The 21281-nt window shown below is 74.5% G+C and carries 21 protein-coding genes; 11 read left to right on the top strand and 10 right to left on the bottom strand.

The genetic code is table 11. From position 1 onward, the window contains the following. The first annotated feature begins 177 nt into the window (after nucleotides 1-177). Entirely contained in the window at nucleotides 178-1398 is a 1221-nt protein-coding gene (locus HDA31_RS03380) for a zinc-dependent metalloprotease (protein WP_074472668.1), read from the top strand. Nucleotides 1399-1563: 165 nt separating this feature from the next. On the opposite strand, the gene HDA31_RS03375 is transcribed toward HDA31_RS03380, so the two are convergent. Continuing rightward, nucleotides 1564-2169, bottom strand: a complete 606-nt coding sequence (locus HDA31_RS03375; protein WP_178066322.1) for a hypothetical protein — start codon at nucleotides 2167-2169, stop codon at nucleotides 1564-1566. Nucleotides 2170-2401: 232 nt separating this feature from the next. After that, complete coding sequence (locus HDA31_RS03370) at nucleotides 2402-2932, bottom strand: M48 metallopeptidase family protein (RefSeq protein ID WP_074472666.1); 531 nt, start codon at nucleotides 2930-2932, stop codon at nucleotides 2402-2404. Nucleotides 2933-3445: 513 nt separating this feature from the next. Between HDA31_RS03370 and HDA31_RS03365 the strand changes: the two genes are divergently transcribed. From HDA31_RS03365 to HDA31_RS03355, 3 genes are all read left to right on the top strand, one after another. Continuing rightward, a complete protein-coding gene (locus HDA31_RS03365) occupies nucleotides 3446-3613 on the top strand; it encodes a DUF5679 domain-containing protein (RefSeq protein ID WP_007464795.1) in 168 nt (55 codons plus the stop codon). A 205-nt stretch (nucleotides 3614-3818) separates the two neighbouring features. Next, entirely contained in the window at nucleotides 3819-4871 is a 1053-nt protein-coding gene (locus HDA31_RS03360; protein ID WP_178066323.1) for a hypothetical protein, read from the top strand. Between the two features lie 266 nt (nucleotides 4872-5137). Next, complete coding sequence (locus HDA31_RS03355) at nucleotides 5138-6469, top strand: ABC1 kinase family protein (RefSeq protein ID WP_178066324.1); 1332 nt, start codon at nucleotides 5138-5140, stop codon at nucleotides 6467-6469. 416 nt (nucleotides 6470-6885) lie between these two features. Here HDA31_RS03355 and HDA31_RS03350 read toward each other — a convergent pair whose 3' ends face one another. From HDA31_RS03350 to HDA31_RS03340, 3 genes are all read right to left on the bottom strand, one after another. Continuing rightward, the gene (locus HDA31_RS03350) at nucleotides 6886-7251 is read right to left on the bottom strand and encodes a WhiB family transcriptional regulator (protein ID WP_074472662.1); all 366 of its coding nucleotides are present in this window, start codon (nucleotides 7249-7251) and stop codon (nucleotides 6886-6888) included. A gap of 131 nt (nucleotides 7252-7382) precedes the next feature. Then, the gene (locus HDA31_RS03345) at nucleotides 7383-7637 is read right to left on the bottom strand and encodes a hypothetical protein (RefSeq protein WP_178066325.1); all 255 of its coding nucleotides are present in this window, start codon (nucleotides 7635-7637) and stop codon (nucleotides 7383-7385) included. Nucleotides 7638-7763: 126 nt separating this feature from the next. Continuing rightward, entirely contained in the window at nucleotides 7764-9926 is a 2163-nt protein-coding gene (locus HDA31_RS03340; RefSeq protein WP_178066326.1) for an ATP-dependent DNA helicase UvrD2, read from the bottom strand. 88 nt (nucleotides 9927-10014) lie between these two features. On the opposite strand from HDA31_RS03340, the gene HDA31_RS03335 reads away from it, so the two are divergent. Beyond that, nucleotides 10015-10257: a mycoredoxin gene (locus HDA31_RS03335; protein ID WP_043965836.1), complete on the top strand. Its 243-nt coding sequence runs from the start codon at nucleotides 10015-10017 to the stop codon at nucleotides 10255-10257. Nucleotides 10258-10318: 61 nt separating this feature from the next. Here the strand turns inward: HDA31_RS03335 and HDA31_RS03330 are convergent, their stop codons facing one another. Next, a complete protein-coding gene (locus tag HDA31_RS03330) occupies nucleotides 10319-11593 on the bottom strand; it encodes an MFS transporter (RefSeq protein ID WP_178066327.1) in 1275 nt (424 codons plus the stop codon). Nucleotides 11594-11771: 178 nt separating this feature from the next. Between HDA31_RS03330 and HDA31_RS03325 the strand changes: the two genes are divergently transcribed. The 3 genes from HDA31_RS03325 (at nucleotide 11772) to HDA31_RS03315 (ending at nucleotide 13536) form a co-directional block, all read left to right on the top strand. Beyond that, nucleotides 11772-12752: a helix-turn-helix domain-containing protein gene (locus HDA31_RS03325; RefSeq protein WP_074472659.1), complete on the top strand. Its 981-nt coding sequence runs from the start codon at nucleotides 11772-11774 to the stop codon at nucleotides 12750-12752. A gap of 83 nt (nucleotides 12753-12835) precedes the next feature. Continuing rightward, a complete protein-coding gene (locus tag HDA31_RS03320) occupies nucleotides 12836-13075 on the top strand; it encodes a DUF397 domain-containing protein (protein WP_074472658.1) in 240 nt (79 codons plus the stop codon). A 218-nt stretch (nucleotides 13076-13293) separates the two neighbouring features. Then, nucleotides 13294-13536, top strand: coding sequence for a hypothetical protein (locus HDA31_RS03315; protein ID WP_178066328.1), 243 nt, complete (start codon nucleotides 13294-13296; stop codon nucleotides 13534-13536). Nucleotides 13537-13602: 66 nt separating this feature from the next. On the opposite strand, the gene nudC is transcribed toward HDA31_RS03315, so the two are convergent. From nudC to HDA31_RS03295, 4 genes are read right to left on the bottom strand one after another with little or no spacing between them, the layout of a single operon-like run. After that, nucleotides 13603-14583, bottom strand: coding sequence for an NAD(+) diphosphatase (gene nudC / locus HDA31_RS03310; RefSeq protein WP_376701356.1), 981 nt, complete (start codon nucleotides 14581-14583; stop codon nucleotides 13603-13605). After that, nucleotides 14580-15920, bottom strand: coding sequence for a M16 family metallopeptidase (locus HDA31_RS03305; RefSeq protein WP_074472657.1), 1341 nt, complete (start codon nucleotides 15918-15920; stop codon nucleotides 14580-14582). Before HDA31_RS03305 ends, nudC begins: the two co-directional genes overlap by 4 nt. Then, nucleotides 15917-17227: a M16 family metallopeptidase gene (locus tag HDA31_RS03300; RefSeq protein WP_074472656.1), complete on the bottom strand. Its 1311-nt coding sequence runs from the start codon at nucleotides 17225-17227 to the stop codon at nucleotides 15917-15919. Before HDA31_RS03300 ends, HDA31_RS03305 begins: the two co-directional genes overlap by 4 nt. Nucleotides 17228-17249: 22 nt before the next feature. Then, complete coding sequence (locus HDA31_RS03295; protein ID WP_178066329.1) at nucleotides 17250-18329, bottom strand: LLM class flavin-dependent oxidoreductase; 1080 nt, start codon at nucleotides 18327-18329, stop codon at nucleotides 17250-17252. A gap of 240 nt (nucleotides 18330-18569) precedes the next feature. On the opposite strand from HDA31_RS03295, the gene HDA31_RS03290 reads away from it, so the two are divergent. From HDA31_RS03290 to HDA31_RS03280, 3 genes are read left to right on the top strand one after another with little or no spacing between them, the layout of a single operon-like run. Beyond that, nucleotides 18570-19634 (top strand): ABC transporter substrate-binding protein, encoded by a 1065-nt coding sequence (locus tag HDA31_RS03290; RefSeq protein WP_178066330.1) that lies wholly within the window; start codon nucleotides 18570-18572, stop codon nucleotides 19632-19634. Beyond that, nucleotides 19631-20410 (top strand): ABC transporter ATP-binding protein, encoded by a 780-nt coding sequence (locus HDA31_RS03285; RefSeq protein WP_074472653.1) that lies wholly within the window; start codon nucleotides 19631-19633, stop codon nucleotides 20408-20410. The genes HDA31_RS03290 and HDA31_RS03285 overlap by 4 nt, the downstream gene beginning before the upstream one ends. Continuing rightward, nucleotides 20400-21281 carry an ABC transporter permease gene (locus HDA31_RS03280; RefSeq protein WP_043965819.1) on the top strand — a complete coding sequence of 294 codons (882 nt, stop codon included), beginning with the start codon at nucleotides 20400-20402 and terminating at the stop codon, nucleotides 21279-21281. The genes HDA31_RS03285 and HDA31_RS03280 overlap by 11 nt, the downstream gene beginning before the upstream one ends.

The following is a 21281-nucleotide window of genomic DNA, read 5'->3' as shown; positions in this document are numbered from 1 at the left end:
CGGTGAGCGTACCGAGCGGCGGTGGGTGCCCGAGGGTGACGGGGACTTCGCCCTCAGCGCAACGCCGGTGACGGCTGCCTGGGGCGCAGCCCGCGTACCGTAGAGGTCGTGCCTGATATTCCGTTCGGTTTCGCGCTCCCGGGTGGGCAACCACCAGACCCCAACGATCCCGCGGCGATGCAGCAGTTCATGTCGCAGTTGCAGCACCTGCTCTCCGCGCAGGGCGGCGGACCGGTCAACTGGGACCTGGCCCGGCAGGTGGCCGCCAGTCAGCTCGCCGCCACCGGCGACCCGGCGGCCTCACCCTACGAGCGGCACGCGGTCGAGGAGGCGCTGCGCCTGGCCGACCTCTGGCTGGAGCCGGCCACCGCCTGGCCGACGGGCATCCGCACCTCGCTGGCCTGGAACCGCAACGAGTGGATCTACAAGACGCTCGACGTCTGGCGCAAGCTGTGCGACCCGGTGGCCAGCCGGATGGTCGGCGCGATGGGCGACCTGGTGCCGCCGGAGGCCCGCGCCCAGCTCGGCCCGATGCAGTCGATGGTGGCGACGCTGGGCGGCGCGCTCTTCGGCGGGCAGCTCGGCCAGGCCCTCGGCTCGCTCGCCGCCGAGGTGCTCTCCGCCGGCGACATCGGCCTGCCGCTCGGCCCGGCCGGCACGGCCGCGCTGATCCCGGCCAACATCCGGGTGTACGGGCAGGGCCTGGAGCTGCCGGAGGACGAGGTCCGGCTGTACGTGGCCCTGCGCGAGGCCGCCCACCAGCGGCTCTTCGAGCACGTGCCGTGGCTGCGCGGGCACGTGCTCACCGCCGTCGAGACGTACGCCTCGGGCATCCGGGTCAACCGGGAGGCGATCGAGGAGGCGATGGGCCGGGTCGACCCGACCGACCCGGAGTCGATGCAGGCGATCGCCCTGGAGGGCATCTTCACCCCCGAGGACACCCCGGCGCAGAAGGCGTCGCTGGCCCGGCTGGAGACCGCGCTCGCCCTGGTGGAGGGCTGGGTCTGCCACGTGGTCGACGACGCCGCCGGCGAGCGCCTGCCCAACGTGGTGCGCCTCGGCGAGGCGTTCCGCCGTCGGCGGGCGGCCGGCGGGCCGGCCGAGCAGACGTTCGCCGCGCTGGTCGGGTTGGAGCTGCGCCCGCGCCGGCTGCGCGAGGCGGCGACCCTGTGGGCGGCGCTGACCGAGCACCGGGGCATCGCCGGCCGGGACGCCGTCTGGGGCCACCCCGACCTGCTCCCCTCCGACGACGACTTCACCGACCCGGTGGCGTTCGCCACGGCCCGGCTCGACCTCGACGACGAGCTGGCCACCTTCGACTTCACCGCTCCGGGCGGCCCCGAGGAACAACCCCCGCCCACCCCGGGCCCCTCGGATCCCCCCACCCCCCAACCCTGACCCCACCCGCTCGCTCCCCCACCCCACCCCGCACCGCCTCCACCTCGCCCCGGTGATCAAGAAAGAAGCGTCAGTGTGGATCTCTCCACGGTGACGCAAAGCTCTTGATCACCGAGGGCCGGGCGGGGCGGCGGCGGGGCGGGTGGGGTGGAGCGGGAGGCGGGTTCAGGGGCGGGCCGAGAGCAGGGCGCGGGTGGTTTCCCAGCCCTCGACGGCGGGGTCCAGGGCGGCCAGGTCGGCCGGGCCACGCATCCGCCGCCAGGCGGCGGTGACGGCCACGTCCCCGGGGCGCGGGGCGGCCCGGCGCACCTCGGCCGGGTGCGCGGCGTCCAGGTCGACCTCGGGCAGCCACGCGGGCAAGGGCAGCCGGGACGCGACGCCGAGCAGGCCGGTGTCGGAGCCCTCGACCGGGGCGAGGGCCACCGGCCGGGTGGTCAGCGGGCGGAGCAGCTTGCCGACGGTCAGGCCGGGCAGGTCCGGGGCGTCGGCGGCGACGACGGCAGCCTCGTCGTACCCGGCTCCGGCCAGCGCGGTGAGGACGGCGGTGCCGGTGGCGGCGGGCACCTCGTACACGGCCATGCCGGGCCAGGTGACGGACTCCGCCAGGGCACGGTCGGCCGGGACGGCCGCGATCGCGGTCTCGACCTCCTGGAGGGTGGCGAGCAGGTCCACCACGTCCTCCGCGAGCGCGGCCCGCCAGGCCGCCGGGTCGATCCCCGGGGGCGTCCACGCCACCGGGCCGAGCAACGCCACCACCACACGTCGGGCCACCCGCCGACCCTAGACGAGCCCGCCACGAACCCTCTCCCCCCGCCCCACCACCTCTCCCCCACCCCACCCCCGCGCCGATCTTGCACTTTCGGCCCCTCGAAAGTCCGCTTCACCCCCTTTGCCGGGGCCCCAACTGCAAGATCGGCGCGGGGGCGGGGCGGGGCGGAGTGGGGCGGGGCACGGGGGCACGGGGGGTGAGGGTGGCGGGTGGGTGGGGGGGGTTAGTGGGGATTTAGTGGGGTAGGGGGGTGCCGGAGGCGGCGGCGACGCCCTCCAGGTAGCCGCGGGCGCGCTCGGCCTTCGGGTAGCGGCCGACCAGCGCCCAGAACCGGGCGTTGTGGCTGGGCACGATGAGGTGGGCCAGCTCGTGCAGCAGGACGTAGTCGATCACCCAGTCGGGCATGTCCTGGATGCGGTGCGAGATGCGGATGGTGCGGTCGGCGGGGGTGCAGGAGCCCCAGCGGCCGTTCTGGTTGGTCACCCAGCGGACGCTCACCGGGACGGCCTGGTCGCCGTATTCGGCGAGGTAGAGACCGCGGAGCCGGGTGGCGCGGCCGAACAGCTCGTCGTCGGTGCGGACCAGGCGCCCCTCGCGGGCGGCCAACCGGGCCAGCATCCGGTCGACCCACTCGGTCTCCTCGGCCCGGGAGAACTGGTCGGGGATCAGCACCACGACCCGTTCGCCGTCGCGATAGGCGGACACCGTGCGTCGCCGGCGCTGGCTGCGCCGTACTTCGACGACCGGCTTCCGCGCCCCTGCCATCAGCGGGCCGCGCAGCCTTGGATTGCTGTCACGAAGGAAAGCTAATGGGTACTGACCAGGGGTCCGCAAGAGTCAACACCACGACACGCGCCCGGAAAGTCATGGTTGGTGACCAGGAGTCCCGAAAAAAATCCTTGCGGACCGTCACGGAAGGGCTCCGTCACGGTTCGTGGTGGCCGCGTCGGGACGGCGCGCGCCTCCGCCCCACGGTATGTGATCACGCCGCCGGCCGCCCGCCCGGGGCCGCCTCTCGGGCGATCTGAGTGGGTTCACCCGGCGTGTCCCCGCGAAACTGACTTATCCGACGTAATTCGGCATGCACACTCTCGACGTCGACTTGCTCACAGTGTCGAAGCACAGCTGACATGGAACCGCCCGCACCTGGGTAGGGTCCGCGGACCAGCGGTCACGAGGGTGGCCGCGGAGAAGTCCCAGCGCCGGCGCCCCCTGTGGCCCGCCGCCGGGCAACCCGCCGGAACCGGATTGACCGGCGGACGAGACGAGGAGGACACCGTGGCCGACCAGGCCCAGACCTACAACGGTTACTGCGTGAAGTGCAAGGAGAAGCGGGACTTCGAGGGGCACGTCGAGGTCTCGAAGACCGGGATGAACATGGCCAAGGGCAAGTGTCCGGTGTGCGGCACAACAGTGAACCGCATCCTGGGCAAGGCGAAGGTCTGACCCGTCCGGGTCCGGCACGGGGGAGGGCGGCCATCGGCCGCCCTCCCCCGTCGCCTTTCCGGGGTGCGGGAGTGTCGGTCACCCGACATGGTTACCGGCCGGTTGTGGATAACCCGCGACTTGCTGTGGACAACCCTGCGTAAGCGGGTGCGCACCTGTGGACAACGATCGACGGAAAGCAGGGACTCGGTCACGATTCGTCGTCATGACCCGCGATCCGCTGCCCCGCCCCATCCTGCTGCCCGGCCTGACCCGCCTCTGGCGGGACCGGCACACGCTCCAGCTCGGCCTGGAGCCGGGCCGGGCGGTCCTCGTCGAGGTGGCCAACCCCCGCGCCGTGCGGGTGCTCGACCTGCTCGACGGCACCCGCAGCGAACGCCTCGTGCTCGCCCACGCCGCCGGGGCCGACGTGGCACGGGACGAGGCACGCGGACTCGTCGACGCGCTGTGCGCCGCCGGGCTGGTCGTACCCGCGCACACGCTGCTTCCCCGCGACCTCGCGGGCCCGGCGCGGCGGCGGCTCAGCGCGGAGGCCGGGGCGTTGGCCTTCGCCGCTCCGACGCTGCCCGGCACGCCGGCCCAGGTGCTGCGGCGACGGCGGGCCGCGCGGGTGCTGGTCACCGGTGGCGGGCGGCTCGGCGCGCCGGTCGCCGTCGCGCTCGCCCAGGCCGGGGTCGGGCACGTGCGCCCGGACCTGGCCGGGCCGGTGTGCCCGGCCGACCTGGTCGGCACGGGCCTCGCCGCCGCCGACCTGGGCCGGCCGCTCGCCGCCGCCCTACGCGACGCGGTGGACCGGGTCGCCCCCGGCACCGTCACCCGCCCGCTGCGCGGCGGTCGGCCCGAGCTCGTGCTCCAGCTCGGCCTCGACCGGCCGGCGGCCCTCGTCGCTGCCGGTTTCGCCCAGCGCCGTCAACCGCACCTGCTGCTCGGCCTCCGCGAGGGGGTGCCCACGGTCGGGCCGCTGGTCCGTCCGCCGATCGGGCCCTGCCTGCGCTGCGTCGACCTGCACCGCACGGACCGGGACCCGGGCTGGCCGACGCTCGCCGCGCAGCTCGCCACCGACGCGCCGGGCCAGGCCGGCGGGACGGCAACCCTGCTCGCCGCAGCCGGTTACGCCGCCGCCGAGGCACTGGCCCACCTCGACGGCGGCACCCCGGAGACCCTCGGCTGCGCCGTGGAGATCGCCGGGGCGGGCCGGCTGCGCCGGCGGGCCTGGCCGCCCCACCCGTCGTGCCGCTGCGCCGGGCCGGGCCACTGACCCCGGGGCGGGCCCCGGCGGCACCACGGACGGCCACGATCCCGGGGAGCCGGGACCACCACGATCCGAGGGCGAAGCCGCCACGAGCCGGGGCCGAGGCCGCCACGATCCGAGGGCGGGGAGATGGCTGGGCCGCCACGAGCCGAGGGCGAAGCCGCCACGATCCGAGGGCGGGACGAGGGCTGGGCCGCCACGATCCGGGGGCGGGCGGCTCCGGCCCGGCAGCGGAGCAGCCGCAGGGCCGCCGAGTCGGTAACAATGGCCGGGTGACCGACATCCCGCGCCGGGCCGTGTCCCGGACCGCCAAGCTCGCCGCTCTGCCGCTCGGCTTCGCCGGCCGGACCGTCCTCGGCATGGGCAAGCGCGTCACCGGGTTGGCGTCCGACGTGATCTCCGCCGAGATCCAGCAGCGCACCGCCGAGCAGCTGTTCAGCGTGCTGGGCCAGCTCAAGGGCGGGGCGATGAAGTTCGGCCAGGCGCTGTCGGTCTTCGAGGCGGCCCTGCCCGAGGAGATCGCCGCCCCCTACCGGCAGGCCCTCACGAAGCTTCAGGAGGCCGCCCCGCCGCTGCCGGCGGCCACCGTGCACCGGGTGCTCGCCGAGCAGCTCGGCCCGGCCTGGCGGGAGCGCTTCGTCTCCTTCGACGACACCCCGGCCGCCGCGGCCAGCATCGGCCAGGTGCACCGGGCCGTGTGGCGGGACCCGGACGACGGCGCGCACCGGGACGTCGCCGTCAAGATCCAGTATCCGGGGGCCGGCGACGCGCTGCTGGCCGACCTCAAGCAGCTCTCCCGGCTGGGCGGCATGTTCCGGGCGATCCAGCCGGGGCTGGACGTCAAGCCGCTGCTGGTCGAGCTGCGGGAGCGGATCACCGAGGAGCTGGACTACGAGCTGGAGGCAGAGTCCCAGCGCGCCTTCGCCGCCGCGTACGCCGGCGACGACGAGATCTTCATTCCGGCGGTGCTCACCGCCACCCCCCGGGTGCTGGTCACCGAGTGGATCGAGGGCACCCCGCTCGCCGAGATCATCCGCGCGGGCAGCGAGGAGCAGCGCGACGAGGCCGGCCGGCTCATGGCGATCCTGCACCTGTCCGCGCCGGCCCGCGCCGGGCTGCTGCACGCCGATCCGCACCCGGGGAACTTCCGGCTGCTGCCCGACGGCCGGCTCGGCGTCATCGACTTCGGCGCGGTGGCCCGGATGCCGGAGGGCACGCCCGAGCCAATCGGCCGGCTGGCCGGGCTGGCCCTGCGCGGCGAGGCGGACGCGGTGGTCGACGGGCTGCGCGAGGAGGGCTTCGTCAGCCGGACGGAGCAGATCGACGCCCAGGCCGTGCTCGACTTCATCCGGCCCATGCTGGATCCGGTGGCCGAGGAGGAGTTCCGGTTCACCCGGGCCTGGCTGCGGGCCGAGGCGACCCGGCTGGCCAGCCCGCGCTCGCCCGCGTACCAGCTCAGTCGGCAGCTCAACCTGCCGCCGTCGTACCTGCTGATCCACCGGGTGACGCTCGGCTCGATCGGGGTGCTGTGCCAGCTGGAGGCGAAGGCGCCGTACCGGTCGATCCTGGAGCGCTGGCTGCCGGGCTTCGCCCCGGTCGGCTGATCCGGGGCCACGGGCCGCGTCGGGGCGACGGACTGCGCCGCGCCGGGCGGCAGGCGCCACCTGACGAGGGGCGACGGGCGGGTCGCTAGCGGTACCCCGGTACGACGACGCGGGGCGGGTCGGCCGGCGGCCGACCCGCCCCGCGCGGGTGTGGTGATCGGTCAGTGGACGCCCAGGTCGCGTGCCGACTGGTTGCGGCTGTTCATCGCGACGGTACGGGCGGTTCGGGTGGTGCGGGTTGCCTCAGTGCTCGTGGTGGTGCGACCGGCCTGAGGCCGGGGCATTCGGGCCCGGGACAACGCTTCGTGGAGTAGTTGCAGCTCGACGGCGCCGTGGGGAATGTGCAGCATGCGTATCGACCTTCTCTGATTTGCTCGGGCCGGTGGACACCGGCGGGGTGGTGCGGATCGGGTGTGTCAGGCAGCCAACCGGACGGCGTGCCGCGACGTGGACAGCCCACTGGCCGCCAGGCGCGCCTCGGCCTCGACCTTCAGTGCGGCGTCGCGCGCGACGTCCTCCTTGCGCGGGCGGCCCCGGGGCCGCTTGCGCGGGACGACCGCGCCACGCTCGAAGATCTCGCCGCCCCAGACGCCCCAGGGCTCGGCCCGCTCGACCGCGCCGGCGAGGCACTCGACGCGCAGCGGGCAGTCCCCGCAGAGCGACTTGGCCAACTCCAGCTCGGCGGGCTGGTCGGAGAACCACAGGTCGGGGTCGAACTTCCGGCAGGGCAGGTTCGCCTCCAGCTCGACGCTCAGGTCGACGGGGGCCAACGCCAGACTCATCTCCCGGTCACCTCTCTCTCACTTCGATCTCGTGGATCGGACTGCCGACGTACTTCGGCGGGGCAAAAACTAAGGCCGCGGATCCCGGTAGCGGGTTCCGCGGCCTCGAGGTGAGCCGGTTGGTCTGGTGATCAGACCGGTCTACCTCGAGGTGGAACGCCGCGGACATCGGTGCCCTGCTTGGCGCCCTCGATGTCCATGCCCGTGAAGCCACTGGTCCCCTCGGCTCCGGTGAGCGGCGCGACCGTCAGGTTCAGCTCGGCCTGAACCTGGACCTGGTGCGCCTGCGGAGCCGACGGTCGAGCGGCCGGGACCACCCGGACAGCCGACAGCGGAGCGACGGCAGCGGGCAGCGCCAGCGGACGCTCGTTGGTGTAGATCTCCATTGGTGCCACCTCCCTGACGTTTCCTCGATGCCGACTGGGTCTCCACCCCCGTGAGCAGCCGGAATGGCGCTGCTCGCGAGGTGTGCCCTGAGGCTATTCCTCGCCCCGGGGCGAGGGCAAACGAATTTACGGGTCGATTTTCAAAGTTTTCTCGGGGCAGACTTCGTCGACCGCCGCGCCGGCCACGAGGGCCAGCACCGGCTCGCCGTACAGGCCGATCTTGCGGGGGCCGATGCCGGCGATCGCGACCAGTTCCTCGGCCCGGCCGGGCCGCCGCTCGGCCAGCGCGGTGATGGTGGCGTCGGTGAAGACCACGTACGCGGGGACCTTCTGCGCGGCGGCCACCCGGGCCCGCCAGTCGCGCAGCCGCTCGTACAGCTCCTCGTCGATGTCCGAGGGGCAGGTCGGGCAGCGGCCGAGCTTGCGGTCCGGGCCGGCGAGCAGCGTCGCGCCGCAGATCCGGCAGGACACCACCTGGTTGCGGCGACGCTCGGCCCGCCGGGGCGTCGCCGCGCCGGCCCGCTCCGTCGGACCGCCGGAGCGGTCGAGCTGGGGCAGGAACCGCGACGGCCGCCGGGCCCGGCCGCCCGGCGAGCGGGCCACCGCGTACGACAGCCAGAGCTGCGCCCGGGCGCGGGTGATGCCGACGTAGAGCAGCCGGCGTTCCTCCTCGACCTGCTCGGCGGTGCGCGCGTACGTGGTGGGCAGGGTGCCCTCGGAGAGCCCGACCAGGAAGACGGCGTCCCACTCCAGGCCCTTGGCGGAGTGCAGGGACGCCAGGGTCACCCCCTCGACGGTCGGCACGTGCTGCGCGGCGGCGCGGCGGGCCAGCTCATCGTTGAAGTCGGCCAGCGTCACGAGGCGCTGCACGGCGGCGGCCTCGCCGATCGGCAGCACGGGCGGGCTGGCCGCGTGCTCCTCGGCGAGCTGCACCAGGGCCGCGAGCGCCTCCCAGCGTTCCCGGGCCGCGCCGCCGGCCGGGGCGGCGTCGGGGGCCCAGCCGACGGCGGCGAGCCCCTCCACCACGGCGTCGCGCAGCGGGGTCTCGCCGGGGATCGAGCGAGTGGCGGCCCGCAGCGCCACCATCGCCTGCCGCACCTCGGCCCGCTCGAAGAACCGCTCGGCGCCCTGCACCACGTACGGCACCTCGGCCTCGGTGAGTGCCTTCTCGTACGCCTCGGACTGGGCGTTGGTGCGGAACAGCACGGCGATCTCCCGGGCCGGGGTGCCGGCGTCGACCAGGGCCTTGCAGCGGGTCGCCACGGCGGCGGCCTCCGCCGGCTCGTCGGTGAAGATCCGCAGCTCGGGCTCGGGGCCCGGCGGGCGCTGCCCGACCAGCTCCAGCCGCAGCCGTGCCTCGGTGCCCCGGGCCTGGGAGATCACCGCGTTGGCCAGGCCGACCACCTGCGGGGTGGAGCGGTAGTCGCGGACCAGCCGGACCACGGTCGCCCCGCGGTGGCGGCGGGGGAAGTCGACCAGGTAGGCCGAGGTCGCCCCGGTGAACGAGTAGATGGTCTGGCTGGCGTCGCCGACCACGGTCAGGTCGTCCCGGCCGCCGAGCCACGCCTCCAGCAGCCGCTGCTGCAACGGGTTGACGTCCTGGTACTCGTCGACCACGAAGTGCCGGTACTGCCCCCGGACCTGCTCGGCGACGTCGGGGTGCTCCTCGATGCCCCAGACCGCGGCGCGCAGCATGTCCTCGAAGTCGATGACGCCGTTGGCCCGCTTGAGCTGCTCGTACGCGACGAAGACCTCGGCCACCTTCGCCGGCTCGTGCGGGGTGTCGCGCAGGGCCTTGGCGGCGGCGGCCACGTACTCCCCCGGCTCCACGAGGGACGACTTGGCCCACTCGATCTCGCCGGCCAGGTCCCGGGCGGCGGCCCGGTCGGCACGCAGGCCGACCCGGGCGGCGGCGAGCGTGACGATCCGCGCCTTGCTGTCCAGCAGCTCCGGCATGGCCCGCCCGGCGAGCAGGCGGGGCGCGAAGTAGCGCACCTGCCGCAGCGCGGCGGCGTGGAACGTGCGCGCCTGCACCCCGCCGACCCCGAGCGCGGTGAGCCGGGCCCGCAGCTCGGCGGCGGCGCGGGCGGTGAAGGTCACCGCGAGCACGTGCCGCCCGGAGACCTCGCCGGTCAGGGCGCGGTGGGCGATGCGGGAGGTGACCGCGCGGGTCTTGCCGGTGCCGGCGCCGGCCAGGACGCAGACCGGGCCGGCCGGGGCGGTCACCGCGGCGCGCTGCTCCGGGTCCAGCCCGGCGAGCACCCGTTCCGAGCCTGAGTGAACCCCCACAGCGAGGAATCATCTCAGCTCCCCCGGATGTTGCAGCGGTTAGCCTGGCCTGACCGGACGGGCGGAACGGACCTTGGAGGACGCGATCATGTTGACGATGTACTCGACCCCGTGGTGCGGCTACTGCCACCGGCTCAAGTCGCAGCTCGACCGGGAGGGCATCGCCTACCAGGTGGTCGACATCGAGCAGGACCCGAAGGCGGCCGAGTTCGTGATGAGCGTCAACGGCGGCAACCAGACGGTCCCGACGCTGCGCTTCGCCGACGGCAGCGCGCTCACCAACCCGTCGATCACCCAGGTCAAGCAGCACCTCGCCGGCCTGCCCGGCTGACCGGGCCCCGCGCCCGTCCGGAGGTGGCCGCGCCCAGGCCGGGGGCGGCCACCTCCGCGCGTCAGCGGGCGGGGCGCGCCACCTGCGGCTCGGCCTCGGACCCGGCGGCCGGGGCGGGCCGGCGTTGCAGCGGGATGCGAGGCACGCTGGGCGCGGGCGGCGCGGAGAGCCGGCGGCCCCGCCACAGGAAGACGCCGGCCCCGGTGGTGACCACGCCGACGAGCACGAACAGCAGCCGGAAGTCGAGCACGCCGACGAGCAGCGCACCGGCCCCGATGGAGACCGCCTGCGGGCCGCTGACCAGCGCCTCCGCCGCCGCGACCACCCGGCCCAGCAGGCCCGCCGGGGTGCGGCGCTGGATCAGCGTGTTGAGGCCCACGGTGATCAGCGGGAGCGAGAGCCCGGCCAGCAGCAGCGCCGCGAACCCCAGCCAGAGGGCCGGGTAGGCCAGGGCGAGGGCGGCGGGACCGAACAGGGTCACCCCGACGGCCAGCGCGCCGACCTCACCGGCGCGGCGCACCAGGGCGGCGGAGAAGAGGCCGCCGACCAGGCCGCCGAGGCCCTGCACGGTGACCAGCACGCCGACGAACGTGGCGTCGCGGCGCAGGCCTTGATCGACGTACGCGAAGATCAGCGACTCGGTGAAGCCCATCACCAGCGAGCCGAGGCCGTAGCCGAGCAGGGCCCGGCGCAGCGCCGGCTCGCCGACCAGGTGCCGCAGCCCGGCGCCCAGCTCGGCCGTCCAGCGCGACCCGCCGTCGGCGGGCGTGTCCTCGGGGGCGCGTAGCAGGGTGACCACGGCGGCGGCCGTGACGAAGCCGGCCATCGCCAGCCCGGCCAGCAGCCAGCCGCCGACGGCGGCGTAGAGCGCGGCCCCGGCGAGCGGGCCGGCGAGCCGCAGTCCCTGTCGCACGGTCTGCAGCACGCCGTTGGCGTCGGCCAGCAGCTCGACCGGGACGAGTTGCCGGATCAGCCCGGCCAGGGCCGCGCTCAGCGTCAGGTACGACAGCCCGTAGAGGCCCGCCACCACGTAGATGATCCAGATGTCGCCGGGGCGGGAGACCGCGAACAGCGGGGTGAGCAGGGCGGCGGTGGCGAGGTTCGCGGCGACGAAGAAGGGCCGCCGGGGGTACCGGTCGACGACCCAGCCGACCAGCGGCGCGAGCATCATCGGCGCGATGATCGCGAAGATGGTCGCGCCGGCCAGCCCGTCGGAGCCGGTCAGATCCTTGACCCAGATCGCGAGGGCGAGCAGCAGGATCGACTCGGCGGCCATGCTGGCCAGGAGCGCACCGAACAGCAGGCGGAAGTCGGGGCGACCCAGGACGGTGCGCATCGGGTTCCTCTTCTCGGGGCGGGGAGGGGGTTCTCGGCTGTCGGGCGGGACGGTTTCTGGAAGACACGCGCCTGTCGGAGGCTCCCGACGCCGGCCGCGCCGTCCATACTGACCGTGGGGGGCGAATTTCATACAGTTACCGTCGCGTCCCGCGGCGGTCGACGGAGATGAGGACACCGTGCCTCCTACCGGACCGAGCCCAGTGCTGCGCCGCCGCAGGTTGGGCCTTGAGCTGCGTAAGCTGCGCGAAGCCGCCGGCCTGACCGGTGACCAGGTCATCGCGCGGGTCGGCTGGGCATCCGCGTCGAAACTGTCCCGGCTGGAGAACGGCCGCAGCCGTCCCGACCCCGCCGACGTCGCCGCCCTGCTCGACCTCTTCGGCGTGACCGAAGCGCAGCGCGACGAGTTGCTCGGCATCACCGGCGAGGCCGGGGACATGCGGGGCTGGCTGCGCAGATACTCGGTGATGACCCCGCAGCAGCGGAGCTTCGCCGAGCTGGAGGCGGGCTGCGCCGAAATCCTGGAGTACAACCCGGTCCTGGTGCCGGGGCTGTTGCAGACCATCGGGTACGCCCGGCTGCGGATCGTCTCCGCCCGCCAGGTCGAGTTCTGGGCCGGCGAGTCGGAGCACGTCGGGTCGCCGGAGGACGAGGTGGCCGCCCGGGTGGCCCGGCAGTCGCTGCTGAGCCACCCCGACGACGCGCCGCGCTACACGGCGGTGCTGGAGGAGTCGGCGCTGGGCCGGCGGGCCGGCCCGCCGGAGGTGCTGCGGGAACAGCTCGCCCAGCTCTGCGAGCTGGCCGTGTTGCCGCACGTCACCCTGCACGTGCTGCTGCGGGACACCCCGATCGGCAACTGGTACCTCCCGCCGACGGCGTTCTCGATCTACCGGTTCGCCGACCCGCTCGATCCGGAGACGTTGGCGATAGAAGGTGGCTTCACCAACGCCATGTCGACCGAGGCAAACACCCTAAATGCCTATAAAGTGGCTTTCGAGTGGTTGCGCTCGGCGGCGCTCTCCGCAGCGGACACCACCTCCTGGCTCTTCGAGGCGGCGGGGCGGCTGGCCGAGGCGGCAGGCCCGTCCACGGCGGCCAACGGGTCGGCAACGGCGCCGGCCCAACGCCGCCGGCACTCCGACCGCCTGACGGATCGGTGACCCGCCGAGGCGACGCCGGACACGGCCCGCCCGGCCGCGCGCAGCCACTCGTTCCATCGGTACAGTCCAATCAGGAGCAGACCATGAACGAGATCCCCGACGTGTCCTCCGTTCTCGCCCGGCGGCTGGCCGACGCGCCCTGGCGGACCAGCACCCGCAGCCAGACCTCCAACTGCGTCGAGGTGGCCCCGCTGCGCGGCGGCCCGGCGGCCGTGGCGCTGCGGGACAGCAAGGACCGGGGCGGCCCGGTGCTGCTCTTCGACCGCGCCGGCTGGGCGGGCTTCCTCGCCGGCACGAAGAACGGGCAGTTCGACCTGAGCTGACCGTCCCGGCCCGATCGGGGCCGCCGGCCCGTGCCGGCGGCCCCGATCCGTGTCCGGGCCCGCGACCAGGGTCGGCGCGCCGTCATCCGATCGGGGGATCCGGGCCGCCGAACGCCTCGTTCCACTTGCTGGGACGCCGGTCGGGCGTAACATGTGTCGACAGAGTGACGTGGAACTTCCACCGAGTGCCGCCCGTCACCGTCGCATCGGAGACCACCATGCGGTTCCTGATCGTTCGCACCGACATCCGTGCCGCCGCAGACGTCGACATCGCGGTCGCCTGGGCCGGCGGCGGCCGGGTGCGCGACGAGACCGTCTCCCCCGAGCCGCGCCGCCAGGTGGTGCACGCCGAGGACCGGGAGGCCGCCCTGCTGCTGGCCCGGGCCCTGTCCACGGTGGGCGCGGTCCGGCGCGGCAGGCAGCGCGTCAAGGTGCTGCCGATCGACGACGCCGCCCGCTGAACCCGGCGGGGCGGGACTCACCGCAGCGGCGCGAGCGGGCCCGGGAACCCGGCGCGCCGGCCGGGGTCAGCAGTGGCCGTCGAGCCAGCGGTGGATCAGGAAGAGGGCGATCGACGACGGCGGGGGCAGGAGCAGGTGCTCGCCGTCGCCGTCCACGGCCACCGGCCGCCCGGCCAGCGCCGCGCCGATCTCCCGGCGGGTGAACCAGCGGGCGTACGCGATCTCCGTCGGGTCCACGCGCACCGGCTGCGCCGGGTCGGCCAGGGCGACGAAGCCGAGCATCAGCGAGCCGGGGAACGGCCAGGACTGGCTGCCCGCGTACGTGATGTTCTCGACCGCGACCCCGACCTCCTCGCCGACCTCGCGCACGACGGCGTCCTCGGCCGACTCGCCGGGCTCCACGTAGCCGGCGAAACAGGAGAAGCGGCGGTGCCCCCCGGTGCGCGGCCAGGCCGCGTTGCTGCCGAGCAGGCAGGCGCCCTCAGGCCCGGCCGCCCCGTCGTGCACCAGCGCGATCATCGCCGGGTCGGTGCGCGGCCAGACCCGGTCGCCGGTCTCGTCCACCCGGGACCAGCCGGCCTCGTCGACGCGGGTCGGCTGGCCGGTGACCGAGGAGAAGCCGTGCCGGGCGTGCCAGTTGGTCAGCGCCAGCGCGGCGGTGAAGATGCCGGCGTCCCGGTCCAGCAGCAGGTGCCCGACCTCCCGCAGGCCCACCGCCCGGGTGCCCGGCAGCTCCGGCAGCGGCGAGTCCACCGCGAACACGGGCACGCCGTCGGGCTCGACGCCGAGGAACATCGGCACGGAGCGGGGCACCTCGGGCAGCTCGCCCGAGCCGAGCAGCACCAGCTCCGGCGGGGAGGCCCCGGCGCGGACCAGGGCCCGGCCGTCGGCGGCGGAGTCGAGCACCAGGACCCGGGCCCGCTCCCACGCCTCGGCCAGCCACTGCGGGTCGGTGCGCCGGTGCGCGGCCCGGTCCAGGGTGGAACGGGCCAGCGGCGGGGCGGTCTCCCCGCCCCCGCCCCGGTGCGGCCCGCCCACGGCGGTCACGGCCGGACCGGCTCGGTGCGGACCGGGGCGATGGCCGACAGCGCGGGGGCGATCCGCTCGGCGTCGCCGAGCACCACCGTGACCGCCCCGGTCGGGGCCAGGTAGCGCTGGGCCACCTCGGCCACGTCGTCGACGGTGGCCTTCGCCAGCCGGGCGGCGTGCTCGGCGAGGAACTCCAGGCGCAGCCCGCTGCCCGCGAACGCGCTGGTCAGCGACGCCAACCCGGCCTGGGTGGACATGCCGAGCTGGAGGGTGCCGAGGGCGTACTGGCGGGCCTGCTCCAGCTCGTCCGGCTTCGGCGGGAGCGTGGCGAGGCGACCCAGCTCGTACGTCGTCTCCAGCAGCGCCGGCCCGGTCACCTCGGTGGCCACCTCGGCGCCGGCGACCAGCACCGACCCGGCCACCGAGTGCTCGACCAGCGAGTGCGGCCCGTACGTGTAGCCCTTGTCCTCCCGGATGTTCTCCACCCAGCGGGAGGAGAAGTAGCCGCCGAAGACCAGGTTGGCCAGTTGCAGCGCGGCGTGGTCGGGGTGGGTGCGGGGCACCGCCGGCAGGGCGATCCGCAGCGACGACTGCACCGAGCCGGGCCGGTCGACCAGCAGCAGCGGGCCCGGCTCCAGCGGCGGGGCGGGCGGCAGCTCGGCGGTGTGGCCGCCGCCGTTCCAGGCGGCGAGGGCCTTCTCGGCGGCGTCCAGGGCCCGCTCGGGCTGCACGTCGCCGACCAGCACCAGCACCGCGTCGGCCGGGTGGACCCGCTCGGCGTGCAGCCGGCGCAGCGCCGCCGGCCGGACCGCGCGCACCTGCTCCGGCTCGGGGGTCTGCACCGCGTACGGGTGCTTGCCGTAGACCCGGCGCAGCAGGGCGGTGCGGGCCAGGTGGGCCGGCTGGCTCTGCGCCACCTGGATACGGTCGACCAGCCGGTCCCGCTCGGTGCCGACCTCCTGACCCGGGTACGTCGCGCCGGTCAGCACGTCGGCCAGGATCTCCAGCATCCGGTCCAGCCCGGTGACCAGGCCCGCGCCGGAGAGCATCAGCCGGTCGGGGTCGATGCCGGCGGAGAGCCCGCCGCCGACCGCCTGGAGCTCGGCGGCGATCTGCACGCTGGTCATCGACTGCGTGCCGGAGAGCATGGTCTGCGCGAGCATCGCGCCCCGGGCCAGGTGGGTCCGGCCCGTCGGCATCCACAGCCGCAGCTCGACCAGGGGGACGGCCGGGCGGCGCACCGCGATGACGGTCAGCCCGTTGCCGAGCCTCCGCTCGGCCTGCTTCGGCACCTTGAGCCTGCGGTTGGGGCCGAGCGGCGGCAACGCCCGCGGCGACACGTCTGCCACACTCATCGGGCGCCTCCCGCGATGACCTCGATGGACGCGCGGCGCTCCGGCCGCAGGGTGGCGGCGGCGGCCCGGACCTGCTCGTCGGTGACCTCACCGACCAGCCGGGGCAGGTCGTTGAGCAGCCCCGGCTCGCCGCGCTGCTGCTCCAGCACCGCCATCCGCAGCGCCCGGCCGAGCACCGCGTCGGTGTCGCGCAGCAGGTGGGTGGCCATCCGGGCCTGGGTGCGGGCCAGCTCGCCGGCGGCCGGGCCGTCGGTGGCCAGCCGGTCCAGCTCCTCGTCGACGGTGCGCAGCACCTTGTCGACGTCGCCGCCGGGCGGCAGGTGCGCCTGGAGCAGCAGGGCGGTGGGGTCGCGCACGTCGAACGGGTCGCCCATGAAGCCCACGTACCCGCCGAGGCTGGTCACCGCGCGGTCCCGCTGGACCAGCCGCTCGACCAGCCGGGACGCGTCGCCGTCGGTGAGCACCTCGGCGAGCACCACGTAGGGCAGGTAGCCGGCGAAGTCGGTGACCGGGTCGGGCACCCGCCAGGCCGAGGCCACCGCCGGCAGCGGGGCCAGGGCGTCGGTGTACGACGAGCGCCGCTCGGCGGTCAGGTCCGGCTCGGCGAAGTCGGGGCGGTCGGGGGCGGGCCGGGCCGGCACGTCGCCGAAGTGCCGCTCGATCAGCGCGGTGGCCTCGGCGACGTCGACGTCGCCGCTGACGGCGAGGACGGCGTTGCCGCTGGCGTAGTAGCGGCGGAAGAAGTCTGCCGCGTCGTCGACGGTGGCGGACTCCAGGTCGTCGAAGGAGCCGTAGCCGTCGTGCGCGTTGGGGAACGTGTCGAACATGACCGGCGGGAGGGTCAGCCAGGGGAACCCGCCGTACGGCCGGTTGAGCACGTTGACCCGGATCTCCTCCTTGACCACGTCGACCTGGTTGCGCAGGTTCTCCTCGGTCAGCCGGGGGCCGCGCATCCGGTCGGCCTCCAGGAACAGCGCCCGCTCCAGGGCGTTGCTCGGCAGCGTCTCGTAGTAGTCCGTGTAGTCGTGGTGGGTGGACCCGTTGAACGTGCCGCCCGCGCCCTGCACGTGCCGGAAGTGGGCCAGCTTCTCCAGGTTCTCCGAGCCCTGGAACATCAGGTGCTCGAAGAGGTGGGCGAAGCCCGTGCGTCCCTCGGGCTCGGAGCGGATGCCGACGTCGTAGACGACCGCCACCCCGATCACCGGTGCGCTCCGGTCGGGGGTGAGCACCACCCGCAGGCCGTTGCCGAGGGTGAACCGCTCGACCGGATACTTCGTCGCTGGAATTCTGGATCTCCGCGCCGCCACGGGTCGACCCTAGCGCGTCGGCTCAGCCCACGGGTGCGACGGCGGCGACCCGGGGCAGCACCTCCGCGCCGACCCGCTCGGCCTCCTCGCGGTGCGGCCACCCGGAGAGGACGAACTCGTCGACGCCGTGCGCGGCGTACTCGTCGATCCGGGCCGCGACCTCGGCGTAGCTGCCGACGAGCGCGGTGCCGGCGCCCTCGCGGACCAGGCCGATCCCGGCCCACAGGTTCGGCGCGACGGTGAGCGCGCCGACGGTCCCGCCGTGCAGGGCGGCCATCCGGGCCTGGCCGACGGAGTCCATCCGGCGGAACCGGGCCTGCGCGGCGGCGATCCGCCCGGGGCTCATCCCGGCCAGCAGCCGGTCGGCCTCCGCCCACGCCTCGCCGGCCGTCGGCCGGGCGATGACGTGCAGCCGCAGGCCCGTGCGCAGGGCGCGGCCCCGCTCGGCGGCCAGGGCCCGCACCCGGGCCACCCGGGCGGCGACCGCGGCCGGCGGCTCACCCCACATGAGGTACGCGTCGGCGTGCCGGGCCGCCACCGCCTCGGCGGCCGGGGACGCCCCGCCGAGGTAGACGGGCGGCGGGTCGGCCAGCGGGGCGGGCAGACCGCCGCCGGCGATCCGGTAGTGCGCGCCGGCGAAGTCGAACGGCACGCCGCGCCAGGTGCGGCGGAGCACGTCGAGGAACTCGCCGGTGCGCGCGTACCGGTCGTCGTGGTCGAGGAAGTCGCCGTACGCCCGTTGTTCGGCGGGGTCGCCGCCGGTGACGACGTTGAGCGCGAGCCGCCCGCCGGAGACGGCCTGGAACGCCTCGGCCTGGGCGGCGACGAGCGTGGGCAGCGCGAATCCGGCCCGCACCGCGACCAGCAGGCCGATCCGGTCGGTGTGCTGGGCGACTGCGGCGCAGACGATCCACGGGTCGGGGCAGCCGGAGCCGACCGGGGTGAGCAGCGCGGCGAAGCCGGCCGCCTCGGCGGCGCGGGCGACCTCGGCCAGGTAGCCGACGGTGGCGGCCCGCTCGTGCCGGGCCGCGCCGGCCGTGACGGTGGCGGCGCCGACCTGGTGCCCGTCGCCGGAGGTGGGGAGGAACCAGTGGAAGGTCACGTCGACCGCCTCTCCGCCCGGCGCGCGGGTCGGGCTCTCCGCACCGCGGCGGCTGCGGGTTCCGCGCCGCGGGTGCGCCGCCGAACCGCCGGCAGGCGCGGCCAAACCTAGCAAGAAGGTAGGAAAAACGGGAATAATTTCGAGCGCGAATCCCGCGATGTGGACGGCCCTTGACGCCGGCCAGGACCTGCCCCCAGTCTTCCTACCAACTAAGTAGGAATACTGCGGATTGGACAGACGATGAGACGGCTACCCCTCCGTCGGACGGTCACCCTGGCCACCCTCGCCGTGGTGGGCGCGGCGACCCTGGGTGCCACCGCCGCCTGCGGCGAGGACGACGGCGCGGCCGCGGGCGGCTCCGGCCCGGTCGCGCTCCGGCTGGGCTACTTCCCCAACATCACCCACGCCCCGGCGGTCGTCGGGGTGGAGAAGGGCATCTTCGCCGAGAAGCTCGGCGGCGACGTCAAGCTGGAGACGAAGACCTTCAACGCCGGCCCGGCCGCCATCGAGGCCATCTTCTCCGGCGCGCTCGACGCGACGTACATCGGTCCGAACCCGACGGTGAACGCGTTCTCCAAGTCCAAGGGCGAGGCGGTCCGGGTGATCTCCGGTGCGGCGTCCGGCGGCGTGGCCCTGGTGGTCAAGCCGGAGATCACCTCCGTCGAGCAGCTCAAGGGCAAGAAGATCGCCACCCCGCAGCTCGGCAACACGCAGGACGTGGCGCTGCGCTACTGGCTGCGGGAGAAGGGCCTGACCGCCACCAAGGAGGGCGGCGGCGACGTCAGGGTCGTCCCCCAGGAGAACGCACAGACCGTGGAGACGTTCAGCAGCGGGGCGATCGACGGGGCCTGGGTGCCCGAGCCGTTCGTCTCCCGGCTGGTCAACGCCGGCGGCAAGGTGCTCGTCGACGAGCGCGACCTGTGGCCGGACAAGAAGTTCGTCATCACCAACCTGATCGTCTCTACCAAGTTCCTCAAGGCCCACCCCGACGTGGTGAAGAAGCTGGTCGAGGGCCAGGTGGCGGCCAACGAGTTCGTCAACACCAGGCCCGACGAGTCGCAGCAGGCCATCTCCGACCACATCGGCAAGATCACCGGCAAGCCGCTCGACGTGAAGCTGATCAAGCAGGCGTGGCCGACGCTGGAGTTCACCAACGACCCCATCGCCTCCTCGCTGAAGGCCGGCCTCGACCACGCGGTCGCCGTCGAGCTGACCCAGCCGGTCAGCCTCGACGGGCTCTACGACCTGAAGTACCTCAACGAGGTGCTCAAGAACCAGGGCAAGCCCGAGGTCGTCCAACCATGACGTCGACCACGACGACGCCCCGCAGCGCGACCGGCTCGGTCGCGCTGCACGGGGTCACCAAGGTGTACGGGCAGGGCGAGCACGCCGTCCTCGCCCTGGACGGGGTCTCCCTCGACGTCGCCCCCGGCGAGTTCGTCTGCCTCGTGGGCGCCTCCGGCTGCGGCAAGAGCACCCTGCTCAACCTGGTCGCCGGCCTGGACAAGGTCAGCAGCGGGCGGATCGAGCTGGGCGACGGGGTCAACCCCGGCCTGATGTTCCAGGAGTCCGCCCTCTTCCCGTGGCTCACCGTCGAGGGCAACGTCGACGTGCCGCTCAAGCTGCGCCGGCTGCCCCGGGCGCAGCGCCGGGAACGGGTCGCCGAGCTGCTGCGCACGGTGCACCTGGCCGAGTTCGGGCGCAAGCGCCCGCACCAGCTCTCCGGCGGCATGCGGCAGCGGGTCGCGCTCGCCCGCACCCTCGCCCTGGACACCCCGGTCCTGCTGATGGACGAGCCGTTCGGCGCGCTCGACGCGATGACCCGCGACATCCTGCACGACGAGCTGGAACGGATCTGGGCCGAGCGCAAGCTCACCGTGCTCTTCGTGACGCACAACGTCCGGGAGGCGGCGCGGCTCGCCGACCGGATCATCCTGCTCTCCAGCCGGCCCGGCCGGATCATCTACTCCACCCGGGTCGACGTGCCCCGGCCCCGACGCATCGACTCCCCGGAGATCGCGTCGATCGCCGCCGACGTCACCGACCGGCTCCGTACGGAGGTGGGCCGCCATGGCCAGTGACACGATCGCCGAGGCGCGCGCCGACGCCGAGATCTCCGGCCTCGACGCGCTGGAGATCGCCGGCCGGCAGAAGACGACCACCCGGGCCGCCACCATCTGGGCGTCCACCTGGCCGAAGCTGGCCGCGCTGGCCATCGCCATCGCCGCCTGGCAGGTCGTGGTGTGGGCGGAGATCTGGCCGCCGTACTCGCTGCCCGGGCCCGGCCCCGTCTGGCAGGAGCTGGTCCGCCAGGCCAGCGGGGCGCAGCTCTGGGACGGGCTGGTCACCACCCTGCGCCGGGCCGCCCTCGGCTACGTCTTCTCCGTCGGCGTCGGCCTGCTGCTCGGCCTCGCCGTGGCCCGGTTCCGGGTGCTGCGGGCGGCCATCGGTTCGATGATCACCGCGTTGCAGACCATGCCGTCGATCGCCTGGTTCCCGCTGGCGATCCTGCTGTTCGAGCTGAGCGAGAAGGCCATCTTCTTCGTCGTGGTGCTCGGCGCGGCCCCGTCCATCGCCAACGGGGTGATCAGCGGGGTCGACTACGTGCCGCCGCTGCTGCAACGGGCCGGGCGCAACCTCGGCGCCCGCGGGCTCAACCTCTACCGGTACGTCATCGCCCCGGCCGCCCTGCCCGCCATCGTCGCCGGGCTCAAGCAGGGCTGGGCGTTCTCCTGGCGCAGCCTGATGGCCGGCGAGCTGATCGTGGTGGGCATCTCGCAGACCTCGCTCGGCGCGCAACTGACGTACGCCCGGGAACTGGCCGACGCGCCCTGGCTGCTCTCCACGATGATCGTCATCCTGGTCGTCGGCCTCGGGGTCGACGCCGCGTTCGGGGCCGCGGACCAGGCGATCCGACGCCGCTGGGGCGTGCTGGACCAGGCCGGGCAGTGA

The organism is Micromonospora carbonacea (assembly GCF_014205165.1).
Lineage (GTDB): Bacteria > Actinomycetota > Actinomycetes > Mycobacteriales > Micromonosporaceae > Micromonospora > Micromonospora carbonacea.
Note: the sequence above shows the minus strand (reverse complement) of the source record. Positions and strands in the feature narration are given on the sequence as shown.